Annotated in this window: 20 protein-coding genes and 1 riboswitch; of the genes, 5 read left to right on the forward strand and 15 right to left on the reverse strand. The window is 37.3% G+C overall.

The features are described 5' to 3' along the window. Positions 1 to 116: 116 nt before the first annotated feature. From H6W52_RS03700 to H6W52_RS03715, 4 genes are all read right to left on the reverse strand, one after another. Complete coding sequence (locus H6W52_RS03700; RefSeq protein ID WP_087708293.1) at positions 117 to 575, reverse strand: heme-binding domain-containing protein; 459 nt, start codon at positions 573 to 575, stop codon at positions 117 to 119. Between the two features lie 2 nt (positions 576 to 577). Next, on the reverse strand, positions 578 to 2,323 hold the full coding sequence (locus tag H6W52_RS03705; RefSeq protein WP_116096760.1) for an Ig-like domain-containing domain: 1,746 nt from the start codon (positions 2,321 to 2,323) through the stop codon (positions 578 to 580). Positions 2,324 to 2,348: 25 nt separating this feature from the next. Next, entirely contained in the window at positions 2,349 to 3,611 is a 1,263-nt protein-coding gene (locus H6W52_RS03710; RefSeq protein ID WP_116096758.1) for a serine hydrolase domain-containing protein, read from the reverse strand. A 152-nt stretch (positions 3,612 to 3,763) separates the two neighbouring features. Continuing rightward, positions 3,764 to 4,693: a 2-hydroxyacid dehydrogenase gene (locus tag H6W52_RS03715; protein WP_116096810.1), complete on the reverse strand. Its 930-nt coding sequence runs from the start codon at positions 4,691 to 4,693 to the stop codon at positions 3,764 to 3,766. 97 nt (positions 4,694 to 4,790) lie between these two features. Here H6W52_RS03715 and H6W52_RS03720 point away from each other — a divergent pair, with 97 nt between their 5' ends. Further along, positions 4,791 to 5,102 carry a DUF1648 domain-containing protein gene (locus H6W52_RS03720; RefSeq protein WP_116096756.1) on the forward strand — a complete coding sequence of 104 codons (312 nt, stop codon included), beginning with the start codon at positions 4,791 to 4,793 and terminating at the stop codon, positions 5,100 to 5,102. Positions 5,103 to 5,138: 36 nt separating this feature from the next. On the opposite strand, the gene H6W52_RS03725 is transcribed toward H6W52_RS03720, so the two are convergent. The 4 genes from H6W52_RS03725 to H6W52_RS03740 all read right to left on the reverse strand — a co-directional run bounded on the left by H6W52_RS03725 (position 5,139) and on the right by H6W52_RS03740 (position 9,876). After that, positions 5,139 to 5,666, reverse strand: a complete 528-nt coding sequence (locus H6W52_RS03725; protein ID WP_087708285.1) for an acyl-CoA thioesterase — start codon at positions 5,664 to 5,666, stop codon at positions 5,139 to 5,141. Continuing rightward, positions 5,654 to 6,430 (reverse strand): hypothetical protein, encoded by a 777-nt coding sequence (locus H6W52_RS03730; protein WP_116096754.1) that lies wholly within the window; start codon positions 6,428 to 6,430, stop codon positions 5,654 to 5,656. Before H6W52_RS03730 ends, H6W52_RS03725 begins: the two co-directional genes overlap by 13 nt. A gap of 238 nt (positions 6,431 to 6,668) precedes the next feature. After that, on the reverse strand, positions 6,669 to 8,786 hold the full coding sequence (locus H6W52_RS03735; protein ID WP_116096752.1) for a TonB-dependent receptor: 2,118 nt from the start codon (positions 8,784 to 8,786) through the stop codon (positions 6,669 to 6,671). Positions 8,787 to 8,890: 104 nt separating this feature from the next. Continuing rightward, positions 8,891 to 8,979: riboswitch (TPP riboswitch) on the reverse strand. Between the two features lie 126 nt (positions 8,980 to 9,105). After that, the gene (locus H6W52_RS03740; protein WP_116096750.1) at positions 9,106 to 9,876 is read right to left on the reverse strand and encodes a WG repeat-containing protein; all 771 of its coding nucleotides are present in this window, start codon (positions 9,874 to 9,876) and stop codon (positions 9,106 to 9,108) included. A gap of 305 nt (positions 9,877 to 10,181) precedes the next feature. On the opposite strand from H6W52_RS03740, the gene H6W52_RS03745 reads away from it, so the two are divergent. The 4 genes from H6W52_RS03745 (at position 10,182) to H6W52_RS03760 (ending at position 18,441) form a co-directional block, all read left to right on the forward strand. Continuing rightward, complete coding sequence (locus H6W52_RS03745) at positions 10,182 to 12,965, forward strand: bifunctional aconitate hydratase 2/2-methylisocitrate dehydratase (RefSeq protein ID WP_116096808.1); 2,784 nt, start codon at positions 10,182 to 10,184, stop codon at positions 12,963 to 12,965. 313 nt (positions 12,966 to 13,278) lie between these two features. After that, positions 13,279 to 15,549: an aconitate hydratase gene (locus H6W52_RS03750; RefSeq protein ID WP_116096748.1), complete on the forward strand. Its 2,271-nt coding sequence runs from the start codon at positions 13,279 to 13,281 to the stop codon at positions 15,547 to 15,549. Positions 15,550 to 15,659: 110 nt separating this feature from the next. Then, a complete protein-coding gene (locus tag H6W52_RS03755; protein ID WP_116096746.1) occupies positions 15,660 to 16,154 on the forward strand; it encodes a hypothetical protein in 495 nt (164 codons plus the stop codon). Positions 16,155 to 16,221: 67 nt separating this feature from the next. Continuing rightward, positions 16,222 to 18,441 (forward strand): outer membrane beta-barrel protein, encoded by a 2,220-nt coding sequence (locus H6W52_RS03760; RefSeq protein ID WP_116096744.1) that lies wholly within the window; start codon positions 16,222 to 16,224, stop codon positions 18,439 to 18,441. Between the two features lie 326 nt (positions 18,442 to 18,767). Here the strand turns inward: H6W52_RS03760 and H6W52_RS03765 are convergent, their stop codons facing one another. The 7 genes from H6W52_RS03765 to thiC form a co-directional block, all read right to left on the reverse strand. Next, positions 18,768 to 19,478, reverse strand: coding sequence for a HesA/MoeB/ThiF family protein (locus tag H6W52_RS03765; protein ID WP_185216472.1), 711 nt, complete (start codon positions 19,476 to 19,478; stop codon positions 18,768 to 18,770). A 163-nt stretch (positions 19,479 to 19,641) separates the two neighbouring features. Then, positions 19,642 to 20,760: a 2-iminoacetate synthase ThiH gene (thiH, locus tag H6W52_RS03770; protein WP_116096740.1), complete on the reverse strand. Its 1,119-nt coding sequence runs from the start codon at positions 20,758 to 20,760 to the stop codon at positions 19,642 to 19,644. A gap of 11 nt (positions 20,761 to 20,771) precedes the next feature. Next, complete coding sequence (locus tag H6W52_RS03775) at positions 20,772 to 21,548, reverse strand: thiazole synthase (RefSeq protein WP_116096738.1); 777 nt, start codon at positions 21,546 to 21,548, stop codon at positions 20,772 to 20,774. 31 nt (positions 21,549 to 21,579) lie between these two features. Next, positions 21,580 to 22,200 (reverse strand): thiamine phosphate synthase, encoded by a 621-nt coding sequence (locus tag H6W52_RS03780; protein WP_116096736.1) that lies wholly within the window; start codon positions 22,198 to 22,200, stop codon positions 21,580 to 21,582. A 117-nt stretch (positions 22,201 to 22,317) separates the two neighbouring features. Next, positions 22,318 to 23,061: a hydroxymethylpyrimidine/phosphomethylpyrimidine kinase gene (locus H6W52_RS03785; RefSeq protein WP_116096734.1), complete on the reverse strand. Its 744-nt coding sequence runs from the start codon at positions 23,059 to 23,061 to the stop codon at positions 22,318 to 22,320. Then, positions 23,037 to 23,621, reverse strand: a complete 585-nt coding sequence (locus tag H6W52_RS03790) for a thiamine phosphate synthase (protein ID WP_116096732.1) — start codon at positions 23,619 to 23,621, stop codon at positions 23,037 to 23,039. Before H6W52_RS03790 ends, H6W52_RS03785 begins: the two co-directional genes overlap by 25 nt. Continuing rightward, positions 23,618 to 25,429, reverse strand: a complete 1,812-nt coding sequence (gene thiC / locus H6W52_RS03795) for a phosphomethylpyrimidine synthase ThiC (RefSeq protein ID WP_116096730.1) — start codon at positions 25,427 to 25,429, stop codon at positions 23,618 to 23,620. The genes H6W52_RS03790 and thiC overlap by 4 nt, the downstream gene beginning before the upstream one ends. Positions 25,430 to 25,440: the final 11 nt, after the last annotated feature.

The following is a 25,440-nucleotide window of genomic DNA, read 5'->3' on the forward strand; positions in this document are numbered from 1 at the left end:
AATGCTTTTAAGAAATGATTGACTGCCTGAATAGAAAAAAAAAAAAAAAAAAACAATGATAATCAAACAGTTAAACCATTTGTTTTTATAAATTCTTACACTGAACTTAAGTTTGATTAATAAGTTTTGGATTTCAGCATCTGATCAAAATACTGAATCAGTAAAGCTCTTTCTGCATCGGAGAGATTAGCTTTCTTGTGATAAACAATATAACCCGGCATTGGCATGGTTTTATTCTGAATAGTCTGGATCGACTTACTCAGCATACTCTGCTTTAAATCTTTATTATAGGTTTCCCAAATTGAAAAATTAAGATGTTCTCTTCCTTCGTTGATATGACTTTTCACAGACCATGAAATCGGTGCGATGTAAGCATATTTAGGGTAAACCGTTTCGTTGGTATGACAATCGTAGCACGCTCCTTTCAACAATTCCTGAATTTTTGCAGGTGCTTTTTTAGCATCCACAAAATTCACTTTGTGATCAACCGGAGGATTTACTTTATCTGTTGAAATAAACTGAATTAAAGCAAATCCCAGCAAAGTCCAGAAAAATATTTTCTTAAATGTTTTCATATTTAGCTTGAAGGCGTTACCAAAGCATCATTTCCTTTCAGATCAAGCTTATTAGCATCTTTCGGCTGAGATTTCGGCTCTGCTTTCGGTGTGCTTATTTTTGACGGATCCAGAACTCTTGTATCTTTAAGATCCCAGTTTTCGTTGCTGTCCCAAAGCGGTCTTACGATGGCTGTTTTGTAGTAAATGTAGGAATCTTCCGCGAAAGTTTCGTTCTGGAAATCTGCTTCATCCCAAAAGCCGTTTTCGTTATTATCCACTAAAATCCTTACAATGTATTCTCCCGGTTTAAGAATATCAAATTTCACCTCGCTTCCTTTGGTATATTTCTGGAACAATACTTTATCTGAACTGTCTAAAAGTTGCAGCCAGTAACTTGATGCGGGAGCGTTCTGAAGGATGAATTTTAAGCTTCCGAAATTCTCAACTTTATCCACTTCAAAATCGAAACGTTTCGACTGATAATTTTTAGCAAAGAATGATGAAACGGTTTCTTTCGGAATGGTAAGCTGATATTTTTTACCTGAAATAAAATCCGCTTTCACCAAAATCTGATACGGATTTTTCTCTGAGATTTTTGCGGTAAAAGGAACAGTGTTCAATGAGTCTCCTGCAACTCTGAAAATCCATTTATCCGTGTTTATTTTATCCACATAATAATTGGAAAGGATTTTAAAATCTTCTCTCGGAGGAAGCATTGCACCGCCGTTATCACTGTTGATATCCATTGCGTTTTTCGCATTGTATCTGTAAAACAACGAGGCGTTGTAAAGGCTGTCTTTTTTTCCGACACCGGCATTATATCCGAATTTTAAATTCTCGTTTGTAGTCTGTCCTACATCACTTTTCACAGCATCAAACCAGATTCTTACGGAATCGGATTTCGGAGCGTGGGTTACCTTATATTCTTTTATTTTTTCGTTTAAAGGTTTTACGGTTACTTCATTCGGTTTTCCTTCGAAAGTCATCACAACACCTCCCGGAGCTTCTTTCATTTCAAGGTATTTCACCGGCTTTTTAGACGGATATAATTTAAGATTTAATCCTGAAACCGATTTCTCTACGACAACAGGATCTTTCTGAAATCCTACTTTCTCTTTTCCCGCATCGTAGATGGAATTTCCGTTTTCATCTTCAAATGCGATGATTTTATATTTTCCGGCAGCAAGATAATTCAGTTCAAAATAGCCATCATCATCAACTTTGGTAATGTAGTAAGGTTTTTGTCTGTAATTGATGGTGTCTTTTACCTGATATAATCCTACCACAAATTTATTTTCACTGGCTTTTTTAATGGATAAAGCATCTCTTACATCCCCGCTTACATAAAGATCATCAAGCTTATCTCCCGTAGAAAACGCGAAATTGTAATATCTCAGAATATTGGCTTCATTATTATCTGCAATAGAATTTCCGAAATTAAAATTATACGTTGTATTTGCCTGTAAAGTATCTTTCCACTGGATCAGGATAAATTTATTGGCAATATTGGAAGGAACAATTCTGGTGATATTTTTAATCGGCGGAGAAATATTCAGGTTTTTGTTGATGTCTTTTAACGTAATGTATTCGTCAAAATCTATTCGCAACTGCTTTATATCTCTTGGCACATTTACTCTTGAAGAATCTATATTTGAGCTTAAAAATTTCGGAGCTAAGGAATCTTTTGCGCCTCCTACAGGCGAACCTACCCTTGCACAAGACTGCAAAAGAAAAGCGAAAACCAATAAAAAAAGAATTCTTTTCATGAAGATGTTTACGCAAAAATAAACATTATTCTCCATAAACTTCACTATGACCTTTTAATGTATCGCGATCATCGCTCATTACGCTGTGAAGTTTGTCTTTCTGAGGCGGAAAATCTTCGAATAATCCCGATAAAGCCAAAGCTGTATATACTCTGTTGGAATATTTATTACCGATAGCAATAATGGTAACTTTAGATTTCAGAAGATGGGCAAAAACGGAATTCGTTCCGTGCCACCAACCGTTGTGATACGTAAGTTTTTCTCCGTTATCAAAAATTTTCATCCTGAAGCCGAAACCGTAATTGTTCATGCCGAATTTTTCATTGCTGTAAGGTGTGAAAACCTGCTCCATCAATTCAGGCTTTAAAAAATCTTTCGAAAACATCGCTTTTGAAAAACTGTATAAATCTCTAGGAGTGGTATAAACATTTTTATCTCCGTAAATTAAATCCAGCCTGTCCAAAGGATACAGTTTATTTCCTCCGTAATAAAAAGACTGTGATGCCGTCGGAATATCTTTTTCCTGAAAAATATAGGAGTTTTTCATTTTCAGAGGATCAAAAACCATTTCTTTCATCGCCTGAGGAAAAGGAACTTTCGTTACTTTTTCAATAATTAAAGCCAACATGGCAAAATTCGTGTTACAGTACATAAATCCGGTATCTGTTTCTCTTGCCAGATCCGGTTTATATTTAATGATCATATTCAAAATATCCTCATTCATAAGGAACGTTTTTGAAAGTTCCGCGGGAGCCGGCTGAATTTTCGTGATGAAATATTCATATTTTGGAAGACCGCTTCTCTGATCGAGCAATGTTTTAACAGTAACATTCGGATAAGGAAAGCCCGGAAAATACTGGGTAAGATGATCGGATAAATTCACTTTTCCTGCTTCCACCAACTTCAGCATTGCCATTGCGGTTAACGTTTTTGAAACGGAAGCCACATGAAGCGGCGTATTTTTACCGATCGGGTTCTGATTTCCTTCTCTGGCAAAGCCTCTGTAATTTTCGTAGATGATATTATCTCCTTTCGCGACTAAAATTCCCCCGCTCAGATCACCGTTTTCCCAAACTTTCTGGTAATAACTGTTGATATAATTTGCGAGTGAAGCCTTATTGGCAACCTGATTCTCAGCAGGTGTAAAAACTTTGGCTAAGTCTACATTTCCGTAATTGGGAAGATTGGTGGTGCTTTCAGCGACACTGTCCTGATTTTCAGTTTTTTTTTTGCAGGAAAAAAGGAATAAAAATGCAGATAATACAAGGATAAAATTACGCTTCGTCATGAGTTTCGAAAATGAGCGGCAATTTAATAAAACTCGAAATAATTCGTATCTCCTGAATAGAAATTATGAATTATTTAACATAAATAAAAATTAAAAATAATTCATAAAATAGTATCGTAAAAATTTGTTTCTAATCTTACTGAATTTCAAGGCTAAGCAAACTGTGCCACAATTTTATCTACAATCACCTGCGCAAGTTTTTCCTTGCTCTGAACGGTCCATCCTGCAATATGCGGAGTAACAATTACTTTCTCGGTTTCCAGAAGGTATTGAAGGTCTTCATTTTCTGTTTCCAGATTTTCGAAAGAGGATTTTTCGTATTCCAGAACATCAAGACAGGCACCTTTTACTTTACCTGTTTTTAATGCCTCAACTAAACTTTTCGTTTCAACATTCTTTCCTCTTGCTGTATTTACAAAATAGAAATTGTTTTTCATATCAGAGATAAACGGACCATCCACCAAATAATAGGTCTGTTCCGTTAGAGGAATATGTAAGCTTACAACTTCAGCTCTTTGCTTTAATTCTTCCAGAGAAACCTGTGTTGCAAATTCATCCGAAAGATTCGGTAGAATATCATGAAAAATCACGGTACAGCCAAAACCTGAAAGTCTTTTTGCCGTGGCTTTTCCCATATTTCCGTAACCGATGAGTCCGACTGTTTTTCCCAAAAGTTCATCGCCTCTGTTTTCTTCCCGAAGCCAAATTCCGTTTTTCACTTCCTGCGATGCGATAAAAAGCCGGTTCATTAAAATCAGCAACATTCCGACAACGTGCTCTGCCACAGAATCCCTGTTTCCTTCCGGAGAATTGATCAGTTGAATTCCCAGTTTTTCAGCAACCGGAATGTCTATATTTTCCATTCCCGCTCCTACTCTTGCAATGAATTTCAGATTTTTTGCTTTTTCTAAAAAGTTTTGGTCTAAAGGAATTCTGCTTCGGATGATAATTCCGTCGTAATGTTCAATTTTAGCACAAATCTCATCATAAGAAGAGCTGAAATCTTCTTCCAGAATAAAGTTTTTAGCCAGAAGCTGTTCGGTAATTAAGGGGTGGTTTTTATCGAGGAGTAAAATTCTCATGGAAGACATAATTCTTTATATTTGCTGATGCAAAGGTAAGATTCAAAGTTTTAGAAACCGCTTTTGTGAAATAGAATTTTTCAATTTTTACATCAAAATGAAATTATATAAAGTCATTTTCAGTTTCTCCATTTTGCTGTTTTTGGGTTACCTAATTTTTTTAGCGGTAAAATTTTCTTCAATTAATGAAACGATTCCAATTCACTATTCTTCTGAAGATGCAGATGGTTTTGGGAGTAAAATTTTTCTGTGGTTTGAAGCAGCAATTAATGCCATCATTTTAATTTTTATTGGTTTAATCTTAGTCTTTCCTGAAAAAATGTTCAGAAAAACGGATGAATATTTAGAATCATCATTGGAAGCAGCAATAAAAAACCGACAAATATTCTGTCGGTTCTATCTGTATTGATAACTGTAGTATTCTGCGGATTGTCTTTGAAAGAAATTATGCCGTAGTATCTTCTTGGAAAAGCTTTTTAAGCTCAATAGATTCAGAGGGTTTCATTCTTCCGGAAAGAATCAGGGAAAGTTCTTTTCTTCTAAGTGCCGCTGCATATCGTTCTTTTTCAAGATCTGTTTCAGGTTCCATATCTGGAATCGGGATCGGTCTGTTGAACTCATCTACCGCAACGAAAGTATAAATTCCTTTGTTGGTCTGAATTTTTTTATGATTGATCGGATCATCCAGCCAAACATCTACATAAATTTCCATTGAGGTGGAAAAAGCTCTGGAAACTTTGGATTCCATCACAACAATTCCTCCTTCCGGAATCGGATGATCGAATGAAACGTGATTTACGGATGCCGTTACGACTCTTCTTTCGCAATGTCTTGTTGCGGAAATAGAAGCACATCGGTCCATTCTTGCCAATAATTCTCCTCCGAAAAGGTTTCTCAATTGGTTGGTGTCATTCGGAAGTACAATATTCGTCATCACCGTCAGAGATTCTGACGCCTTTTTTATTTTTGCCATTTCGTTGTCTTAGTGTTGTTTTGAGTTGCCGGAACTTTTGCCGCGTTCTGCACGGCGGGCTGAATGGTTTTTGGAACCACAGAATCTTTCTTTAAAGAATCTGCAACCGGAGCCGGATTCATTATTCTTGGCTGAGCTTTTACAGTATCCTGAATTCTGTGTGTTTTTGTCTGTACAGAGATATTGGCTTTGTCAAAAGATTTCTCTCCGAAAAGAAGTTCCTGCTGCGTGTATGCTACGTATACGATTCCTAAAATCGGGATGATAACCAGAAAAGCCCAAAGAATAGATTTATTAAACTGATAATCTTTTTCGGTATTCAAAGAAGTTTCTGACTGAGTGTTTTTATTGCTGATATCGGAAATCTTAATTTCTTCAAGACCATAAAAATCCGGATGATCCGACTGCAGTCTGTTTCCTTTGAAGTGCGTTTTGCCGTCTTCTACAAAAAGGACTCCTAAACCCTGAATTTCAAGCGTCTGATCTGCCTGCAGTTTTTTCTTCCAAAAATCGGTCTGAATCTGAAGATCTGTTTTTGAAGCTTCCAAAGTCATATGTTTCTGCCCCGCAATAAAAGATGCCAAATCATCAGACTTTACCTCATAATCGGGAGTGTAAACGATTTTGCTTGCAGGAGGAAGAATGCTCCCATTTTCGGAATTGATAATGGCTTTGGAATTTTCCAAAGAAAAAACGCCAAAATCCGGAACAATAACGGTCCCGAATTGTTTCAAATATTCTAAAATGTAAGCTGAAATATTCATTTGGCAGCAAATTTATGACTTTTTCACGACTTTTTGAGAGATTTATTGATTATGAATTTGTGTTTAGAAATATGAATTATATTTTTGGATGAAACAAATTTTACAGAATTTAATTTTGAAAACACGCTAAATCCCGCACCTATTGATTTTGAAAACTGAAATACAATAAAAAGACTGCCGAAGCAGCCTTAAATCTAACTTTACATTCTATAATTAATCTTAAATATAGCCTGACTGTTTACTGAATTTTCCAGCTGATCCCAAACATAAAATTCGTTCCTGCCTGAGAAAAATAATACGGAGAACCGTCATAAACAGCTCCGTTGTTCACATACTTTTTATTGAATAAATTATTAACCAAAAGCTTCAGAGCAATTTCATTATTTTTAATTTTAAACTGATACTGCGCATTAAAATCGGTTAAAAAATAATCTTTAAGCTGTAAATTTTCATCTTCCGAATTATCCAGATATTGTTTTCCGACATACTGATTCATCAATGCAAACTGGAAATTCTGTGTCGGATTGAATTTCAAACCTAAATTGGCAATCACATCCGGAGAAAAAGAAATCTGCGTATTTCCGAGATCTTTAACGCCCGTTTCTGTTTCCACTTTAAAATCTAAATTTCTGTTGTTGCTGAAACTCACATTTCCGGAAAGTTCCCATTGTTTGGAAAGTTTTGCCAAAGCTCCAAGCTCGATTCCGCTTCGGTAGCTTTTCCCGGAATTCGTTCTGATGAAAGCCCCCACATTATTCAGTTCGCCATTTAAAACCAACTGATTCACATAATACATATAATATAAGTTCGCGGTAAAAGACACTTTTCCGAACTGCTTCTCTACTCCAGCTTCGAAATCATGCAGCTTTTCAGCCTTCACTTCATTGTTTGCCAAAAGATCATCTCTGTTCGGTTCGCGGTGCGCATGAGCATAAGAAACGAAAATTTTTCCTGCTGAAATTTTATAATTGATTCCCGCTTTTGGATTAAAGAACAGCCAGTTTTTATTTAAATCAGCCCCTTCTCCATCTCCTGCCATGATGATTTTTGTATCATAATCTACATTTCTCAATTGCAGGTCTCCGAAAAATTCAAAATCATTCATTCTTACCAGTGCTTTGGCAAAACCTGAAACTTCGTTTTTCACAGAGCGGTTTCTGTAATATTCATGTTCATCAATTTGAGGAAGAAAAACGCCCGTTACATTTCCGAAATGTCTTCCGTAATATTGATTGGCAACGGCTCCGAAGTTCACATCAACAGCTCCCAATTTTCCGTAAAGCGTGGAAACAACTCCGTAAAAATCGTTATCCAGCCATTTCTTTCTGATAAAATCCGCTCTCGTTAAGGTTTGAGAACCGTTGATGAAGTTAGGAAGATTATATTTCGAAAATTTAGCGTCCTGCTTATAGTTTTCATAATATCCTTTTCCTTTGGTGTAATGTACCGTTGTTTCTAAATTCCATCTTTCATTGAATTTCTGTTCCAAAAGCAACTGATAATGGTTTTGTCGGTAATTATCCGTTTCGTTATCATAAAATCCGACGATGTTTTCCCAGTTCGAATCGTAAATTGCTCCCGAATAATTAAATTTAGGATCGGTTTCCCATGTTTTCCTATCGATTCCGTTCCACGCCTGATACGTTTTTTCTTTTCCTCCGAAAGCCATCAGACGAATTCTTGTATTTCCTTCCTCATATAAAGCGGTCAGATTGTAAGAATTTAATTTTGAGAAAGCGCGGTCTATATATCCGTCAGAATTAATGTGGGTATATCTTCCCATCACAGAAAGACGGTTTCCCCAGAATTTTCCGGAACCTATTTCCGCAGAATATTTGTAGGTGTTGAATGATCCGTAACTGTCATCCGTTTTAAAGTAAAACTTCTCTTCAGGATCTTTGGAAAGTACATTGATGCTTGCTCCAAAAGCCGCAGAACCATTATTGGAAGTTCCCACCCCTCTCTGAATTAAAATCTGTGATGCCGAACTCGTAAGATCCGGAACATTCACGAAAAACGTTCCCTGACTTTCGGAATCGTTGTACGGAACACCGTTCATCATGACATTAATGGCGCTTCCCGCAACACCACGAATCCGGAATCCTGTATACCCCACTCCGTTTCCGGCATCTGAAGTTGAAATGATGGAAGTCTGATTCTTCAGTAAAATCGGGAGATCCTGTCCTAAATTTCTGCTGTCCAAATCTTTCTGGACATTGATGATTTCTTTGGCAACAGGAAGTCTTTTGGTAAAATTAACGGCTTCAATTTCCCTTACTTTCAGGGAATCGGAATTCTGCGCCTGTAAAAAAGCGAAAGAGCCAACGGTAAGCCCTAAAAAAAATAATCCTTTCATTCTATAAATCTTTAAAATTTAATGAATAAAAGGGGCGGATTATGATGAGTAATTAGTAATCGGTAATAAGTAATATGATGAGGATTACTCATTGCTCATTACCTATTGCTCATTTTTAATTTCCCTAAACGGCATTACCCGTTCCAGGTTCATTGGGTATAATCTCAGCTTGCTACAGCACCCCTTTATTTCAGCCGCGAAATTACGAAAAATTTACCAACTGTAGGAAATTACGTTTTTCAACCTATTTTTTCACCAAGATCATTTTGATTAAAGGTTTGTGCTATCTGTAAAAGATTCGTGCAATTCGTGTTTAAATCTAATAGGTCTTATTCTGCGAATCTACATAATAATAATTCTTACTGTCTTTTGAAACCTCGAACATTTTACCAAGCTTCCAGCTAAAATTTCGTTTAATATCAGAATATTCAAACGGAATAATCACCTTTCCATTCACATCCACGACTCCGAAAACATTATTTTTTGAAGCAATAATCATGGGATTGGCAACATCATCACCTTCTAAAATAAAAAGATAGTCGTATTGAGGATAAATTTTAAACTGCTTGTAATCATAAGGATTTTCAAACGTTGCTTTTTCAATGATTCCGAAAAAACCATTCATCGTATATACCTGAAAAAGCTGCTGAACGTATTCTTTGTGAGGACATTTTGCCAAATCGGACTGTTTATACTGATACACCCTTTTGCCTGTTCTGTCGACACGGTAAGAAATTTCATCTTTTTCTACCGTCGCATAATCCGCAGTCCCGAATTTTCTGAGTTTTACATTTGGAGAGTTCAGAAGATTACAGTCTTCGTAGAAAAATACCGCAATGTGATATTCCGGCTGGATGATGAATTTTCCTTTTTGGTTCACATATCCGAATTTACCGTCCTGTTTTTTCGGAATTAAAAGCGGAAGCTCTTCATTGATGATGGGAAAATTGCTATTAAGTTTTGCCTTTTCTGGTAATTTTTTAACCACAGTTTTAGAACCTGTCTTCGAAGACAATTTCTTCACTGTTTTAGCCTGAGAAAAAACAAAAACCGAAATAAAAAGGAATAAAACCGAAGCTGCATTTTTCATAATCATCAATTGTTTGCAAAAATATCGCCAAAAATAGAAAATATAAAATACATATTTATAAAGAATCTAAATAATTTAAACTTGAAAAAATTGTAAAATTCCGTAAATTTGGGCACGTTTTCAGGCATTTATTATGACAGATGTCTTAAAGAAGTCATTTTTAATATTCTATCTAAAAATTTCAGCTTCTTGCTTAGATCAAATAAACAAAAAAATAATAATTCTGCCGGAAAACACACGATGATAATCTTCTCGTGAATAATGTTGATTATCATCCGATTAAGATTGAAAAGATTTCTATTATTATGAATATTTATCAGGATTACATCCAAGAGATTGAAGAAAGAAAAACTCAGGGGCTTCATCCAAAGCCGATTGACAGTGCAGAATTATTAAGCGAGATCATCGCACAGATTAAAGATACAGCAAACGAGTACAGGGCTGATTCTCTTAAATTTTTTATTTACAATACCTTACCCGGAACCACGAGTGCAGCCGGTGTAAAAGCTAAATTTTTAAAAGAAATTATTCTTGGTGAATCTGTAGTAGAAGAAATCTCTCCGGTTTTTGCTTTCGAATTGTTATCCCACATGAAAGGTGGAAAATCTATCGAAGTATTGTTGGATCTTGCTTTAGGCAACGATGAAAATATTGCAAGACAGGCTGCAGAAGTACTGAAAACACAGGTTTTCCTTTATGAAGCAGATACAACCCGTCTGAAAGAAGCCTTCAATATCGGAAACGAAATTGCAAAAGAAATTCTTGAAAGCTATGCAAAGGCAGAATTCTTTACAAAACTTCCTGAAGTTGCTGAAGAAATTAAAGTGGTTACTTTCATCGCAGGGGAAGGAGACATTTCTACCGACTTACTTTCTCCGGGTAATCAGGCGCACTCAAGATCAGACCGCGAATTACACGGTAAATGTATGATTACGCCTCAGGCACAGGAAGAAATCAAAGCGTTACAGGCAAAACATCCGGATGCAAGCGTAATGCTTATCGCAGAAAAAGGAACAATGGGAGTTGGTTCTTCGCGTATGTCCGGTGTAAACAACGTTGCACTTTGGACAGGAAAACAGGCAAGTCCTTATATTCCTTTCGTAAATATTGCTCCTATCGTTGGAGGAACAAACGGCATTTCTCCTATCTTCCTTACAACAGTAGACGTAACAGGCGGAATAGGAATCGATCTTAAAAACTGGGTAAAGAAAGTAGACGAAAACGGAAAAGCTGTTCTTAACGAAGAAGGCGAACCTATTCTTGAGCAGACTTATTCTGTTGCAACGGGAACGGTTTTAACCATCAATACCAAAGAGAAAAAATTATACAACGGAGATCAGGAACTTATCGATCTTACAAAATCTTTCACACCGCAGAAAATGGAATTCATTAAAGCGGGTGGATCTTACGCCATCGTGTTCGGTAAAAAATTACAGACATTCGCTGCTGAAGTTTTAGGCATCGAAGCTCCGGTAGTTTTTGCACCTTCTAAAGAAATTTCTCACGAAGGACAGGGGCTTACTGCGGTTGAAAAAATCTTTAACAGAAATGCATTAGGAAAAACTCCGGGTAAAATCTTACACGCAGGTTCTGATGTACGTGTGAAAGTAAACATCGTAGGTTCTCAGGATACTACCGGTTTAATGACGGCTCAGGAACTGGAATCTATGGCTGCAACGGTAATTTCTCCGGTAGTAGACGGAGCTTACCAGTCCGGATGTCACACCGCTTCAGTTTGGGATAAAAAAGCACAGGCTAATATTCCTAAATTAATGAAATTCATGAACGAATTCGGTTTGATCACAGCGCGTGACCCGAAAGGTGAATATCACGCGATGACAGACGTTATTCACAAAGTTCTTAACGATATTACTGTAGACGAATGGGCAATCATCATCGGAGGAGATTCTCACACGAGAATGTCTAAAGGAGTTGCTTTCGGAGCAGATTCAGGAACTGTTGCCCTTGCTTTGGCGACAGGAGAAGCGTCAATGCCAATTCCGGAATCTGTAAAAGTTACATTCAAAGGAACCATGAAAGAACACATGGATTTCCGTGATGTGGTTCATGCAACTCAGGCTCAGATGCTGAAACAGTTCGGAGGAGAAAACGTATTCCAGGGAAGAATTATTGAGGTTCACATCGGAACACTTCCTGCCGATCAGGCATTTACCTTCACAGACTGGACGGCTGAAATGAAAGCAAAAGCTTCCATCAATATTTCTGAAGATGCTACTTTAATCGAGTCTTTGGAAATTGCAAAAAGCAGAATCCAGATTATGATTGATAAAGGAATGGATAACCACAATCAGGTTCTTCAGGGATTAATTGACAAGGCTAATAAAAGAATTGAGGAAATCAGATCCGGTGAAAAACCTGCTCTGACTCCGGATTCCAATGCTAAATATTACGCTGAGGTTGTTGTAGATCTTGATGCCATCGTAGAACCGATGATCGCCGATCCGGATGTAAACAACGAAGATGTTTCTAAAAGATATACGCACGATACCATCAGAGATTTAACGTATTATGGTGGTGAGAAAAAAGTAGATCTTGGTTTCGTCGGATCTTGTATGGTTCACAAAGGAGATCTTAAAATTGTTTCTCAAATGCTTAAAAACATTGAAAAACAAAATGGTACGGTAGAATTTAAAGCTCCGCTTGTGGTGGCTGCTCCTACCTATAACATCATTGATGAATTAAAAGCGGAAGGCGACTGGGAATTTTTAGAGAAATATTCAGGTTTTGAGTTTGACGATAATGCTCCTAAAGGCGAAGCTCGTGTTGAATACAAAAACATGATGTATCTAGAAAGACCGGGATGTAACCTTTGTATGGGGAATCAGGAAAAAGCAGCAAAAGGAGATACGGTTTTAGCAACTTCTACGCGTCTTTTCCAGGGAAGAGTGGTTGAAGATTCTGAACGTAAAAAAGGAGAATCTCTATTAGCTTCAACTCCGGTGGTTGTACTTTCTGCGATCATGGGAAGAATTCCAAGCATCGATGAATATAAAACAGCGGTTGAAGGAATTGACCTTACTACTTTTGTTCCTTCTATTAAAGAACTTACAAGTACAAGTGCTCACTAAAAGAGTTTACAAAGAAGCCATAAAGGCTGTTTTAACAATTTATAGAATTGAAAGATTTTACTCGTAAAGATGTAGAATCTTTCAATTTTTTATTTAGAATCTTTCCATTTAAAGATCTGCAAAAATTATTTTAACTTAGATCAATCACAAAAATTTTATTTTTTCTTAACTTGAAGGTTGGAAATTTCAGAATTATTTATCATTTTTTATCCTTTTTAAAAGCATACAGGAATAGAATTTGATAATTTAATGATGTTAATTAATTTAATAGCAAAGAGCAAATAATTAAAACAGAAGAAAAATAAATTCAGATATGACTTTTGATATTGATATGATCAAAAAAGTGTACGAGCGTTACCCTGAAAGAATTGCTGCGGCAAGAAAAGTAGTGGGAAAACCTCTTACCCTTTCAGAAAAAATCCTTTATACCCACCTTTGGGAAGGAAATGCAACACAGGCACACGAAAGAGGAAATTCTTATGTAGATTTCGCACCGGACAGAGTAGCGATGCAGGATGCAACGGCACAAATGGCTCTGCTACAGTTTATGCAGGCAGGAAAAGCGAAAGTGGCTGTTCCTTCAACCGCTCACGCCGATCACCTTATTCAGGCAAGAGTAGGTGCAGAAGCAGATTTACAGGAAGGTATCAACAAAAACTCGGAAGTTTTCAATTTCCTGAGTTCGGTTTGTGATAAGTACGGAATCGGTTTCTGGAAACCGGGAGCCGGAATTATCCATCAGGTTGTACTGGAAAACTATGCTTTCCCGGGAGGAATGATGATCGGAACCGATTCTCATACTGTAAACGCAGGAGGTTTAGGAATGGTTGCCATCGGAGTTGGCGGTGCAGATGCTGTAGATGTAATGGCGGGAATGGCTTGGGAACTTAAAATGCCAAAATTAATCGGGGTAAAACTAACCGGTAAAATGTCGGGCTGGACTTCCGCAAAAGACGTGATCTTAAAAGTGGCAGGAATTCTTACTGTAAAAGGAGGAACAGGCTGCATCGTAGAATATTTCGGAGAAGGAGCACAATCTCTTTCAGCGACAGGTAAAGGAACCATATGTAACATGGGAGCGGAAATCGGAGCAACGACTTCTACTTTCGGCTATGATGATTCCATGAGAAGATACCTTTCGTCTACCGGAAGACAGGATGTTGTAGATGCGGCAGATCAGATTGCAGAACATTTAACAGGAGATCCTGAAGTGTATGCAAATCCTGAACAATATTTTGATCAGCTAATTGAAATTAATCTTTCTGAACTGACTCCTCACTTAAACGGACCTTTCACTCCGGATCTGGCAACGCCTGTTTCTGAATTCAGGGCAAAAGCAGAAGCCAACGGTTGGCCATTAGAAGTAGAATGGGCACTGATTGGTTCTTGTACCAATTCGTCCTATGAAGATTTATCAAGAGCAGCTTCTATCGTGGAAGATGCCGTTGCTAAAGGAGTGAAACCAAAAGCTATTTTAGGAATTAATCCGGGTTCTGAGCAGGTGAAATTTACCGCAGAAAGAGACGGTTTCCTGAATTCATTCAGAAAATTTGAGAATGCTAGAATCTTTACAAACGCCTGCGGACCTTGTATCGGACAATGGGACAGAGAAGGTGCTGAAAAAGGTGAAAAGAATTCAATCATTCACTCTTTCAACAGAAACTTTGCAAAAAGAGCAGACGGAAATCCAAATACACACGCTTTCGTAGCTTCTCCGGAAATGGTAGCTGCTGTGGCAATTTCGGGCAGACTGGATTTTAATCCGATTACCGATACTTTAACCAACGAAGCCGGAGAGCAGATTAAATTAGACGAGCCTAAAGGTTTTGAATTACCGGAAAAAGGATTCGCTGTGGATGACAATGGTTATCAGGCACCTTCTGAAGACGGATCTTCTGTAGTGGTAAATGTAAGCCCAACTTCAGACAGACTTCAGTTACTGGAAGAATTTCCGGCTTGGGATGGTAAAAATATTACAGGAGCAAGACTTTTAATAAAAGCTTTCGGAAAATGTACCACCGACCACATTTCTATGGCAGGACCATGGCTGAAATACAGAGGTCACCTTGATAATATTTCAAATAATATGTTGATCGGAGCAGTTAATGCGTTCAACATGGAAACCAATAAAGTTAAAAATCAGCTTACAGGAGAATACGGAGAAGTTCCTGCTGTACAGAGAGATTATAAAGCCGCAGGAATTCCATCCATCGTTGTGGGAGACCAAAACTACGGGGAAGGTTCTTCAAGAGAGCATGCTGCAATGGAACCGAGACATTTGGGCGTAAAAGCTGTTTTGGTAAAATCGTTTGCGAGAATTCATGAAACCAACCTTAAAAAGCAGGGAATGTTGGGAATTACTTTTGCCAATGAAGCAGATTATGATAAAATTCTGGAAGATGATGTAATCAATTTCCTGGATCTTGATCAGTTTGCTCCGGGGAAACAACTGACTTTAGAATTCATCCATTCAGATGGAACGAAAGACATTGTGATGGCAAACCACACCTACAATGATCAGCAAATTGACTGGTTTAAGGCAGGTTCTGCTCTGAATCTGATCAAACAACAGGAGAAAAATTAATTGTTAGATTTAATTAATCATAAAAAAGCAACTTCAGATTGAAGTTGCTTTTTGTTTTATATTGATTTAGCTTATTTTTAGGCTTTAAAAACTAAGAGTAAAACTGAACTATGAAAAAACTTTTACTGCTTTTATCATTTCTTCCTCTACTCTCTTTCGCGCAGGAAAACAACGAAGTAAAAATTAATGCCTTTGGAATATTTAAATCAAGAATTGATATTGGATATGAACGAATTATTAATTACAATGCCGGAATAGGAAGTTATTTTATATACCAATGGAAAGAAAAATATACGGTTATGCCATATTATAGATTTTACACAGACAATGAAGGTATTGCAAAAGATTTTTTTATTGAAGCATTAGCTATTTACAACAGAGACAAATATTCTCCGCTTGACGATAATGGTAAGACTTTAAATAATGAGAAATGGGGATCATCTTTAGGAATCGGAGCCGGAGTGGGAGAAAAATATGTATTTCTATCAAATCTCTTTGTGGAAGCTGGTCTGGAAGCCGGAATTGTTAAAAATTTATCTGCTTCAGACAGAGATCAGTATGGTGGATTATTCCGCCTCTTTATTTCCGCAGGGTATAGATTTTAAATTTAAGTGAATAAAAATGTAACAAAAGTACTTTTTTCATTGTCTAATAGAATATCAGAAAGACATTATGAAAAAAGCAATTATTGCGTTATCACTTTTGGGCAGCATCTTTTCTTTTGCCCAGGAAAAAACGAATAACCAGGCAACCAAAGAAAAACAAATTGAAGGAGTAACCATTACCAAAACTAAAAAAGCCGTTGAACAAAAAGCCGACCGTACGATTTTCGATTTTTCGGAACAGCCGCAGCTTAATAACGGAAACGTTCTGGAAGGCATCAAAAAACTTCCCGGATTGGTTTCTACAGATATCGCAGGAATGATGTATCAGGGAAAAGTTCTGGATGTTTATTTAAACGGAAGACCTTTGAACATTACTTCCAATGAGCTAAATTCTTTTCTTGAAGGAATGCCCGCCAATTCTGTAGACCGAATTGAAGTTATTACACAGCCCGGTGCGGAATTTCCTGCCACTTCAGGCGGTGCCATCATGAATATTATTACGAATAAGAATGCTAATAAATATTTAACGGCAACCTATTCCGGAAATTATTCTTTTACGAATTATGATAAATTCAGAAGCAGAACAAGCAACTCTCTGAATCTGAATGCGAGAAATAAAATTTTCGGATGGCAACTGAATGTTGGACAGAATTACCGTGAAAGTATGCTGAACAGCAATCAGGACAATCTGATGTTAAGCAATACGGACAGAGTGGGAAGAGGATATTTTGCAAAATCTGGGCTTACTTTTGATCTCGGACAGGACAGATTGCTTTTAAATTATGATATTTACCATAATAACAATGATAATTATACAGCCAGCAACGGACTTGCAGATCTTCCGTATTATCTGAATCCAAACATTATCAGAGAAGGAAATTTTTCATCCTTTGATGCAGCTCACACCGATAATTTGAGACAGGAAGCTGTGGTAACTTATCAGAAACGTTTTACAGAAAAATCCCAAAAGCTGGATTTCCAGTTTGGTTTTACAAAATCCGACAGTAAATTTATTCAGGATAATATTTTTACAGATGTGGTTTATACCAATCCTGTTGAAAATAGTCCAAGAATTCCTTTTTCTAATAAGCTGAACAACAAATCGGATATGGAAATCGCCAACTTTAAGGTAGATTATTCTCAGCCTTTAAAGATTTTGGACGGCGGAAAAGTAAGTTTGGGAGGATTGTACGAGCATCAGAAATTTGATACGGAAAGCAAAGGAATTACGAATTTAGAATACACCAGACAGACAACGGCAACTTATCTGGAGTTTCAGGCTAAGCTGAAAAAGTTTGATTTTATTTTGGGAACGCGTGCTGAAAATTATGATATTTCCGGTGTTACAAGATATTACAACAACAAAAATCTTATTGAGGCAGATCTTCTTCCTTTTAACAAGTTTAAATTGTTCCCGAACGCAAGTGTTCAGTACAATCTGATGAATCAGGTATACGTAGCAGCGAATTACAATAAAAAGATCAATTTGCCGAGTATTTCTGCCTTAAATCCTAACAACACCACATTTCAGGGACCGAATACGCAGGTAACGGGAAACCCGAATCTTCAGCCAACGATTTTTGATAATTATGAAATAAAAATTTCAGCTTTCGATTATGCATTTATCGGATACAGTGTAAGTTCAGCGAAAAATCAGGTAGCGCAGATCATCAGAAAAGACGGAAAAAATCTCTTCAACGAGCAGATTAATATTTCTGAAATGAAAATCCACAATTTCAACGTCGGATTACCGGTTCCTTTCATGATTTTCAGCAAACCGCTGAGCGAAATTATGAAGTTTAATTTCAATCCGGATAAGATCAACTTCATGTACATTTACGCAGGTTATCAAAAGCATGACATTGACAATCTGAACAATAAAGGATTCTGGATTCTGAATCTGATGACGCAAATTATCTTACCGAAAGAAATCAAGTTAACAGCCAATTACAGTTATCTGACTCCAAAAGCAGGATATTTTTATTTCACCGCAGAAAAACCATTCAACAATTCTGTGGATCTTACGCTTACGAAGAAGTTTATGGATAATCGTTTGACGGTTTCTGTTTTTGCCAATGATATTTTCAACGGACAATTGATGCAGGTTCGCTCGAATCCGCCTTCCGGAGAAACAGTTATGCTAAGAACCAAATACGACTCAAGAAATTTCGGATTATCGGTTAATTACAAAATCCCGACGAAGAACAAATTGGCAAAAGAAGATGCAAACATTCTGAATCAGACGAAGAAAGATGAAAATGGCGGTGTGATGCAGCAGGGACAGTAGTTTTTTGTTTAAAAACAAATTGCACGAATGTTTTTACACAAATTTCACGAATAATTTTGATTTATAATGATTAAGCAAAATTGAAACTAATAAGTATTTATTTTATCAATAGGAGCGGACTTTAGTCCGCTTTTTATGCCCAAAGAAAGGCTTTAGCCAAAACTTAGAATATTTGTGCGGTTTGTGCAAAAAAATTTGTGCCATTAGTGTTTAATCGATACGAGCGGACTTTAGTCCGCTTTTTTATGTCCCGAAAGAAAGGCTTTAGCTAAAACTTAGAATATTTGTGTTATTTGTGCAAAGCATTCGTGCTATTTGTGTTTAAATTAGAAATCAATCGTCTGGAATCTCCAATTCAATGTATCAATCAATGTTAGTTGATTCAACTGCAATGGTAAATCTGTAATAATTTTCAAAGCTAAATTCGCCATCATGCTTCCTACAATTCCGGGTAAAGCACCCAAAACGCCTAAACTGTCGCAATCCGGAAGTTGTTCTTCAAAAGGCGGTTTCGGAAAAATATCTCTTAAATTTTTGCTGCCATTATAATTAAAAATCGCGACCTGCCCTGAAAATCCGAGAATACTTCCATAAACCAAAGGCTTTTTGAATTGTACACAAGCGTCATTAACTAAATATCTCGTTTTAAAATTATCGGAACCATCAATAATGATATCAAATCCGGAAATCAATTCTTCTGCGTTTGATTCATCTACTTTTTGTTCAATTCCAATAAATTTAATTTGATGATTTAGATTTCTGACAAATATTCCGGCGCTTTTTATTTTAGAAATTCCAACCGTTTTTTCATTGTGAATAATCTGTCGGTTTAAATTATGGAGTTCCACCTCATCAAAGTCCACGACACCCAAAGTTCCGACACCTGCAGCAGCCAAATATTGAATAACGGGGCTTCCCAAACCTCCGGCTCCGATTACCAAAACTTTAGAATTCATTATTTTTTTTTGACCTTCCAGACCGATTTCTTCTATGAAAATCTGTCGGCTGTATCTTGCGAAGATATCTTCTTTTTTCATTGATTATTTTTATTTGAACCATTAAGATTTTATTAAGGAGTTTAGAAAGATTAAGTATTTGCAAGCAAATAAAAATAAGCTGAATTACTAAAAAAATATTTTTAAATATTTTCTTAATTAAACTTAACTCCTTAATAAAATCTTAATGGTTCAAATTTCTAATTTAAATTCCGCTATAAACCACATCCCAATCTTTCATTACCGGATCGTAGCCTGCTTTTTTAATGATATTTTTGATTTCTTCCATGCTTCTTTCATCACTGGTTTCGAACTGTTCCAACGACTCTTTATCCACCGCATAACCTCCCGGATTGGTTTTAGAAGCAGCACTCATTGCTGTTGCACCCAATGAAATAATGTTATTTCTGAATTTTTCGTTTTCTCTTGTGGAAATAGAAATCTCCAAATCTTCATTCCAGATCCGGTAAGCGCAGATGAGCTGTAATAAATCTCTGTCGGGCATGATGAAATTCGGCTCAATAATCCCTTCCGCAGGTCGAAGGCGCGGAAATGAAACTGAATATCTGCTTTTCCAGTATTGCTTCTGAAGATAATCGATGTGTAATGCGTTGAAAAAACTGTCTACCCGCCAATCTTCCAGCCCCAGTAAAACGCCGAGTCCTGTTTTATGAATTCCGGCTTTTCCAATTCTGTCGGGCGTTTCCAGACGAAATTCGAAATTCGACTTTTTTCCTTTCGGATGGTATTCTTTGTACACTTCATGATGATAGGTTTCCTGATAAACCAAAACCGCATGTACTCCCGCTTTATGGAGCCGTCGGTATTCTTCTTCAGATAAAGGCTGAACTTCAATCGAAATATTAGCAAAATGAGGCTTTAAAAGCTGAATCGTATTCAGAAAATAATCAATTCCGACCGTTTTATTGGCTTCACCGCTCACCAGCAAAACATGGTTTACACCCATTGATTTTAAAACGGAGGCTTCAATAAGAATTTCGGCTTCAGAAAGTGTTTTTCTTTTAATGGAATTATCCAGACTGAAACCGCAGTAAGTACAGATATTCTGACATTCATTGCTAAGATACAACGGCGCATACAACTGAATGGTTTTTCCGAAACGCTTTTGGGTAAGCTGTTGAGTCATTTTTGCCATCACTTCCAGTTTTTGAGAAGCAACCGGCGACAGAAAATTCAAAAAATCGTCTATGGTTTTATTTTTTTTCTGAAGACTTTTTTCAACATCAGTTAACGTTACTTTTCCAAGCTTCGTTTTCACCTCATCCCATTGGTATTTTTCAAAAAAATCTTTAAAACTCTTCATTTCATTTAATTTTAATCAAATAAAAAGGCAGTCAGCGGACTTGAAGCTTCTGCGTGATGTGAAATTGCTCCCAAACCGGATTCAAAAGCTCTTCTTCCCGCAATCACACCCTCTTTGAATGCCAATGCCATATTTACCGGATTCTTCGCCACCGCAATTGCCGTATTTACCAAAACCGCATCGGCTCCCATTTCCATTGCTTTTGCCGCATCGGAAGGTGCGCCAATTCCAGCATCCACTACAACCGGAACATTACTTTGAGCGATAATAATTTCCAGAAAATCCATTGTTTTCAATCCTTTATTGGTTCCGATCGGTGCTCCTAAAGGCATGACAACGGCTGTTCCTGCATCTTCGAGACGTTTGCACAGAACAGGATCTGCATGAATGTAAGGCATCACGACAAATCCTAATTTTGCCAGTTCCTCTGTTGCGTACAATGTTTCAATAGGATCGGGTAACAGATATTTCGGATCGGGATGGATTTCCAGTTTCACCCAGTTGGTTTCCAGTGCTTCTCTTGCCAACTGCGCCGCCAAAACGGCTTCTTTTGCTGTCCTCGCTCCAGAAGTATTGGGTAAAAGGTGGGATTTTGTCGGTTTTAACGCGCTTAAAATATCATCTTCCGAAGAATGGGCATCGATTCTTTTCAAAGCCATGGTTACCAATTCGCTTTCTGAGGCGATGATGGAATCCGCCATTTCCGACAGGCTTCCGAATTTTCCTGTTCCTAAAAACAATCGCGATTCAAAGATTCTGTCGGCTATTTTTAAAGGTTGATTTTTCATATTTACTTTTTAATTTAGATGTTTCTAAGAGTTATTTGAATTCTAAAATGCTTCTGAATTCATTAATTACAGAAGGCTGACTGGTAATCTGCCCGGAAACAGCAACACCATAAATTCCGATTTCTTGTAACTGTCTGATATCCTCCAAAACCACTCCACCAATGGCAAAAATTTTTGGAATCTCAATTGATTTTTCTTTTAAGCTATTGATGATTTCACCATAACCTTCGAATCCTAATATCGGACTTAATTGTTCTTTGGTGGAAGTAAATCTCAACGGACCTAATCCGATGTAATCGCAGCGTTCGACCATTCTCTGAAGAATATCTGAAAAAGTATTGGCTGTTCCTCCAATGATTTTATTTTCTCCCAAAATGTATCTCGCCTTTTCTACGGACATATCTTTCAGTCCCAGATGAACTCCATCCGCATCAACGTCTTTCGCGATCTGAACATGATCGTTAATAATACAAACAGCCTGATAATCTGCACATAACTTTTTTGAAATTTCACTGAGTGTGATAAAATCTTTTTCGGATGCATTTTTCCAGCGAACCTGAATACATTTTGCGCCATAATCAAGAGCTTTTCGGATGTTCTTTTCCTGAACTTCTAAAGATGAACCTTGAGAGATGTATTGTAATTTTTCCATTTTTTAATTTTGATTTTAACACTAAGAGCGCTAAGATTTTTTTTAACTACTAAATATTTTTTTAAGTTCGCAAAGGCGTTTCACTTAGCAAAGAACACAAAGTTTTAATATTAATTTTCAGGAGTGAAATCCTAAAAACATCTGATTGCTTGTTAAAAATTTTTCGATGTATAATTTTCCTTTTCGGCAGGCATTTTCTAAGTTTTCTCCTTTTGCTAAATGACTTGCAATTGCGGATGAAAGCACGCAGCCTGACCCATGTTTCGGGTAAAATAGAGCGGTTGTATTGTTGGGTTCGATTGAAATTTCTTTTCCATTTTCCCATAAAATATCTGTCCCGATTTCATCTTCCCGATGTCCGCCTTTTATTAATACGGAACATCCATTTTCTGATGGTTCAAAAAGATGATGTTCTTTCAAAACATTGTATTCATGATAGTTGGGTGTGATTAAATCTATTTTTTGTAAAACATTTTTAAGCTCGGAAATGGTATTCAAATCAAAAAAAGAAAATTCCGATGTGCTTTTTAAAACCGGATCCCAGACAATTTTTAATTCAGGATTAATGGATTTAAGCTTTTCTACAATCTGAGCTAAAAATTTGGCATCTTTTACCACTCCTATTTTCACCGTTTCAACTTTATATTTTTTCATCAAAACATCGGTCGCTGATAAAATTTCATCTATCGGCTGCCATTGAAGCGTATAAAATTCGGACTCTGTTTGTAAAGTCATTGCTGAACAGACAGCCAATCCGTGAACTTTTAACTGTTCAAATGTTTTAATATCTGCCAATACACCGGCTCCTCCGCTTGGATCGAAGCCGGCAATGCTCATTACGAAAGGACGTTCTTCCTGCATTTTCTGAAAATATCTAAAGGATTATTACTTTCCCAAATTGCTCCCAACAAAGCCACTCCGTCTACTCTGCTGTTGAAAACTCCACTAACATTGTTTTCATGAATCCCTCCCAAAGCAATCAGTTTTACGTTTGAATGATTTCGTTTTTGAATCTCATTCAAAATATTCGAATTTTCTCCGTATCCTTTTTTTGAAATACTCGGAAACACCGGACTGATAAAAGCATATTCCCAATCGTCACTTAATTCATTAAAAGTCTCAATATCATGAACAGAAGTTGAAATCCTTTGATCTGTGAAAGATTTATACAATTCATTCTGTCTGTCGGTTTCTCTGAAATGAAATCTTGAAATATTAAAACGTTCAGCCAAATCGTAATGACTGTGCAAAACCAATTGGTGATGAAATTCAGAATGTATGTTTTGGATAAAATCCGTCATTTCTTCTGAATGGATAAAAGGTTTTCTGATATGAAGCAAATCCAGCCCTTCCTGAAATAATGCATTGATGATTTCAGTTTCATTCTGAACCAGTTCTTCGGGAGTGATAACGATGATCATATATAAATTTCTTTTCCTTTTTCGATGAACTCCTGCGATTTATCCAGCATTCCCTGTTCGGCAGATTCACGGATTTCCTGGGTAATTTTCATGGAACAGAATTTAGGTCCGCACATCGAACAAAAATGGGCTACTTTTGCTCCGTCTGCCGGAAGTGTTTCATCGTGATAAGATCTCGCGGTTTCGGGATCCAAAGAAAGATTGAACTGATCTTCCCATCTGAATTCGAATCTGGCTTTGCTCAACGCATTGTCTCTGTATTGTGCTCCGGGATGTCCTTTTGCCAAATCTGCAGCATGAGCCGCCAGTTTGTACGTAATCACTCCCACCTTTACATCTTCTTTGTTCGGGAGTCCCAAATGTTCTTTCGGCGTAACGTAACACAACATGGCACAACCAAACCAACCGATCATTGCCGCTCCTATTCCTGAAGTGATGTGGTCGTAACCCGGTGCAATATCTGTTGTTAAAGGTCCCAAAGTGTAAAACGGAGCTTCATCACAAACTTCCAATTGCTTCTCCATATTTTCTTTAATCATATGCATCGGAACGTGACCGGGACCTTCGATCATCACCTGAACATTCTGTTTCCATGCGATTTTCGTTAATTCGCCTAAAGTTTCAAGCTCTGCAAACTGCGCTTCATCATTGGCATCGGCAATTGAACCGGGACGAAGACCATCACCCAAAGAAAACGCAACGTCATATTTTTTCATGATTTCGCAGATTTCCTCGAAATGTGTGTATAAGAAGTTTTCTTTGTGATGAAATAAGCACCATTTTGCCATAATTGAACCTCCTCTGGAAACAATTCCTGTCATCCGCTTTGCTGTTAAATGAATATATCTCAGTAGAACTCCTGCGTGGATTGTGAAGTAAGAAACGCCCTGTTCTGCCTGTTCGATCAAGGTATCTTTAAAAATCTCCCACGTTAAATCTTCTGCAACGCCTTTTACTTTTTCTAATGCCTGATAAATGGGAACGGTACCAATGGGAACCGGACTGTTTCTGATGATCCACTCTCTGGTTTCGTGGATGTTTTTCCCGGTTGATAAGTCCATGATGGTGTCTGCGCCCCATCGACAAGCCCAGACTGCTTTTTCCACTTCTTCTTCAATGCTTGATGAAACGGCACTGTTTCCGATGTTGGCATTAATTTTAACTAAAAAATTCCGCCCGATAATCATCGGTTCGCTTTCGGGGTGATTGATGTTGTTGGGAATGATGGCTCTTCCCGCTGCAATTTCGTCTCTTACAAATTCAGGCGTGATTTTATTTTTCGGCGTTTTGGCACCAAAACTGTTTCCCGAATGCTGGAAAGCCATGTCTTTTGAAACGGAATCCAACTGCTCAATTCTCTGGTTTTCCCTGATGGCAATATATTCCATTTCGGGAGTGATGATGCCCTGTTTTGCGTAATACAACTGGGTAACTTCTTTACCTTCTTTGGCTACTTTAGGTTTATGATTATATGAAAAGCGCAGTTCGTCCAATTTTGAATCTGCAAGGCGGGCTTTTCCGTACTCTGACGTAATTCCGTCGAGAATTTCTACGTCATTCCTGTTTAAAATCCACTGTTCCCGGATTCTTGGGAGTCCTTTTTCGATATTGATTTCAAAATTTTCGTCGGTGTAAGGTCCTGATGTATCATAAATGGTAACAGGAGGATTTTCATCCATTTTTCCGTTGCTGAGTTTTGTCGGACTGAGCTGTATTTCGCGCATTGCTACATGGATCGGGTGAATTGTCCCTTCAACATAGATCTTTTTTGAGTTCGGAAATGGTGAACGTGTGATGTTATGAGCCATAAAAATATTTT

Origin of the sequence: Chryseobacterium sp. C2(2020) (assembly GCF_014218915.1) — a bacterium.
Lineage (GTDB): Bacteria > Bacteroidota > Bacteroidia > Flavobacteriales > Weeksellaceae > Chryseobacterium > Chryseobacterium mucoviscidosis.

What these genes read in the sequence shown, in the direction of transcription:
- H6W52_RS03755 (WP_116096746.1), top strand. Translation starts at nt 15,660, where the DNA reads ATGAAAAAACTTTTACTGCTTTTATCATTTCTTCCTCTACTCTCTTTC.
- H6W52_RS03790 (WP_116096732.1), bottom strand. Translation starts at nt 23,621, where the DNA reads ATGATCATCGTTATCACTCCCGAAGAACTGGTTCAGAATGAAACTGAA.
- H6W52_RS03730 (WP_116096754.1), bottom strand. Translation starts at nt 6,430, where the DNA reads ATGAATATTTCAGCTTACATTTTAGAATATTTGAAACAATTCGGGACC.
- H6W52_RS03710 (WP_116096758.1), bottom strand. Translation starts at nt 3,611, where the DNA reads ATGACGAAGCGTAATTTTATCCTTGTATTATCTGCATTTTTATTCCTT.
- H6W52_RS03780 (WP_116096736.1), bottom strand. Translation starts at nt 22,200, where the DNA reads ATGGAAAAATTACAATACATCTCTCAAGGTTCATCTTTAGAAGTTCAG.
- H6W52_RS03725 (WP_087708285.1), bottom strand. Translation starts at nt 5,666, where the DNA reads ATGGCAAAAATAAAAAAGGCGTCAGAATCTCTGACGGTGATGACGAAT.
- H6W52_RS03785 (WP_116096734.1), bottom strand. Translation starts at nt 23,061, where the DNA reads ATGCAGGAAGAACGTCCTTTCGTAATGAGCATTGCCGGCTTCGATCCA.
- H6W52_RS03705 (WP_116096760.1), bottom strand. Translation starts at nt 2,323, where the DNA reads ATGAAAAGAATTCTTTTTTTATTGGTTTTCGCTTTTCTTTTGCAGTCT.
- H6W52_RS03760 (WP_116096744.1), top strand. Translation starts at nt 16,222, where the DNA reads ATGAAAAAAGCAATTATTGCGTTATCACTTTTGGGCAGCATCTTTTCT.
- H6W52_RS03715 (WP_116096810.1), bottom strand. Translation starts at nt 4,693, where the DNA reads ATGAGAATTTTACTCCTCGATAAAAACCACCCCTTAATTACCGAACAG.
- H6W52_RS03765 (WP_185216472.1), bottom strand. Translation starts at nt 19,478, where the DNA reads ATGAAAAAAGAAGATATCTTCGCAAGATACAGCCGACAGATTTTCATA.
- H6W52_RS03735 (WP_116096752.1), bottom strand. Translation starts at nt 8,786, where the DNA reads ATGAAAGGATTATTTTTTTTAGGGCTTACCGTTGGCTCTTTCGCTTTT.
- H6W52_RS03740 (WP_116096750.1), bottom strand. Translation starts at nt 9,876, where the DNA reads ATGAAAAATGCAGCTTCGGTTTTATTCCTTTTTATTTCGGTTTTTGTT.
- thiC (WP_116096730.1), bottom strand. Translation starts at nt 25,429, where the DNA reads ATGGCTCATAACATCACACGTTCACCATTTCCGAACTCAAAAAAGATC.
- thiH (WP_116096740.1), bottom strand. Translation starts at nt 20,760, where the DNA reads ATGAAGAGTTTTAAAGATTTTTTTGAAAAATACCAATGGGATGAGGTG.
- H6W52_RS03750 (WP_116096748.1), top strand. Translation starts at nt 13,279, where the DNA reads ATGACTTTTGATATTGATATGATCAAAAAAGTGTACGAGCGTTACCCT.
- H6W52_RS03700 (WP_087708293.1), bottom strand. Translation starts at nt 575, where the DNA reads ATGAAAACATTTAAGAAAATATTTTTCTGGACTTTGCTGGGATTTGCT.
- H6W52_RS03745 (WP_116096808.1), top strand. Translation starts at nt 10,182, where the DNA reads ATGAATATTTATCAGGATTACATCCAAGAGATTGAAGAAAGAAAAACT.
- H6W52_RS03775 (WP_116096738.1), bottom strand. Translation starts at nt 21,548, where the DNA reads ATGAAAAATCAACCTTTAAAAATAGCCGACAGAATCTTTGAATCGCGA.
- H6W52_RS03720 (WP_116096756.1), top strand. Translation starts at nt 4,791, where the DNA reads ATGAAATTATATAAAGTCATTTTCAGTTTCTCCATTTTGCTGTTTTTG.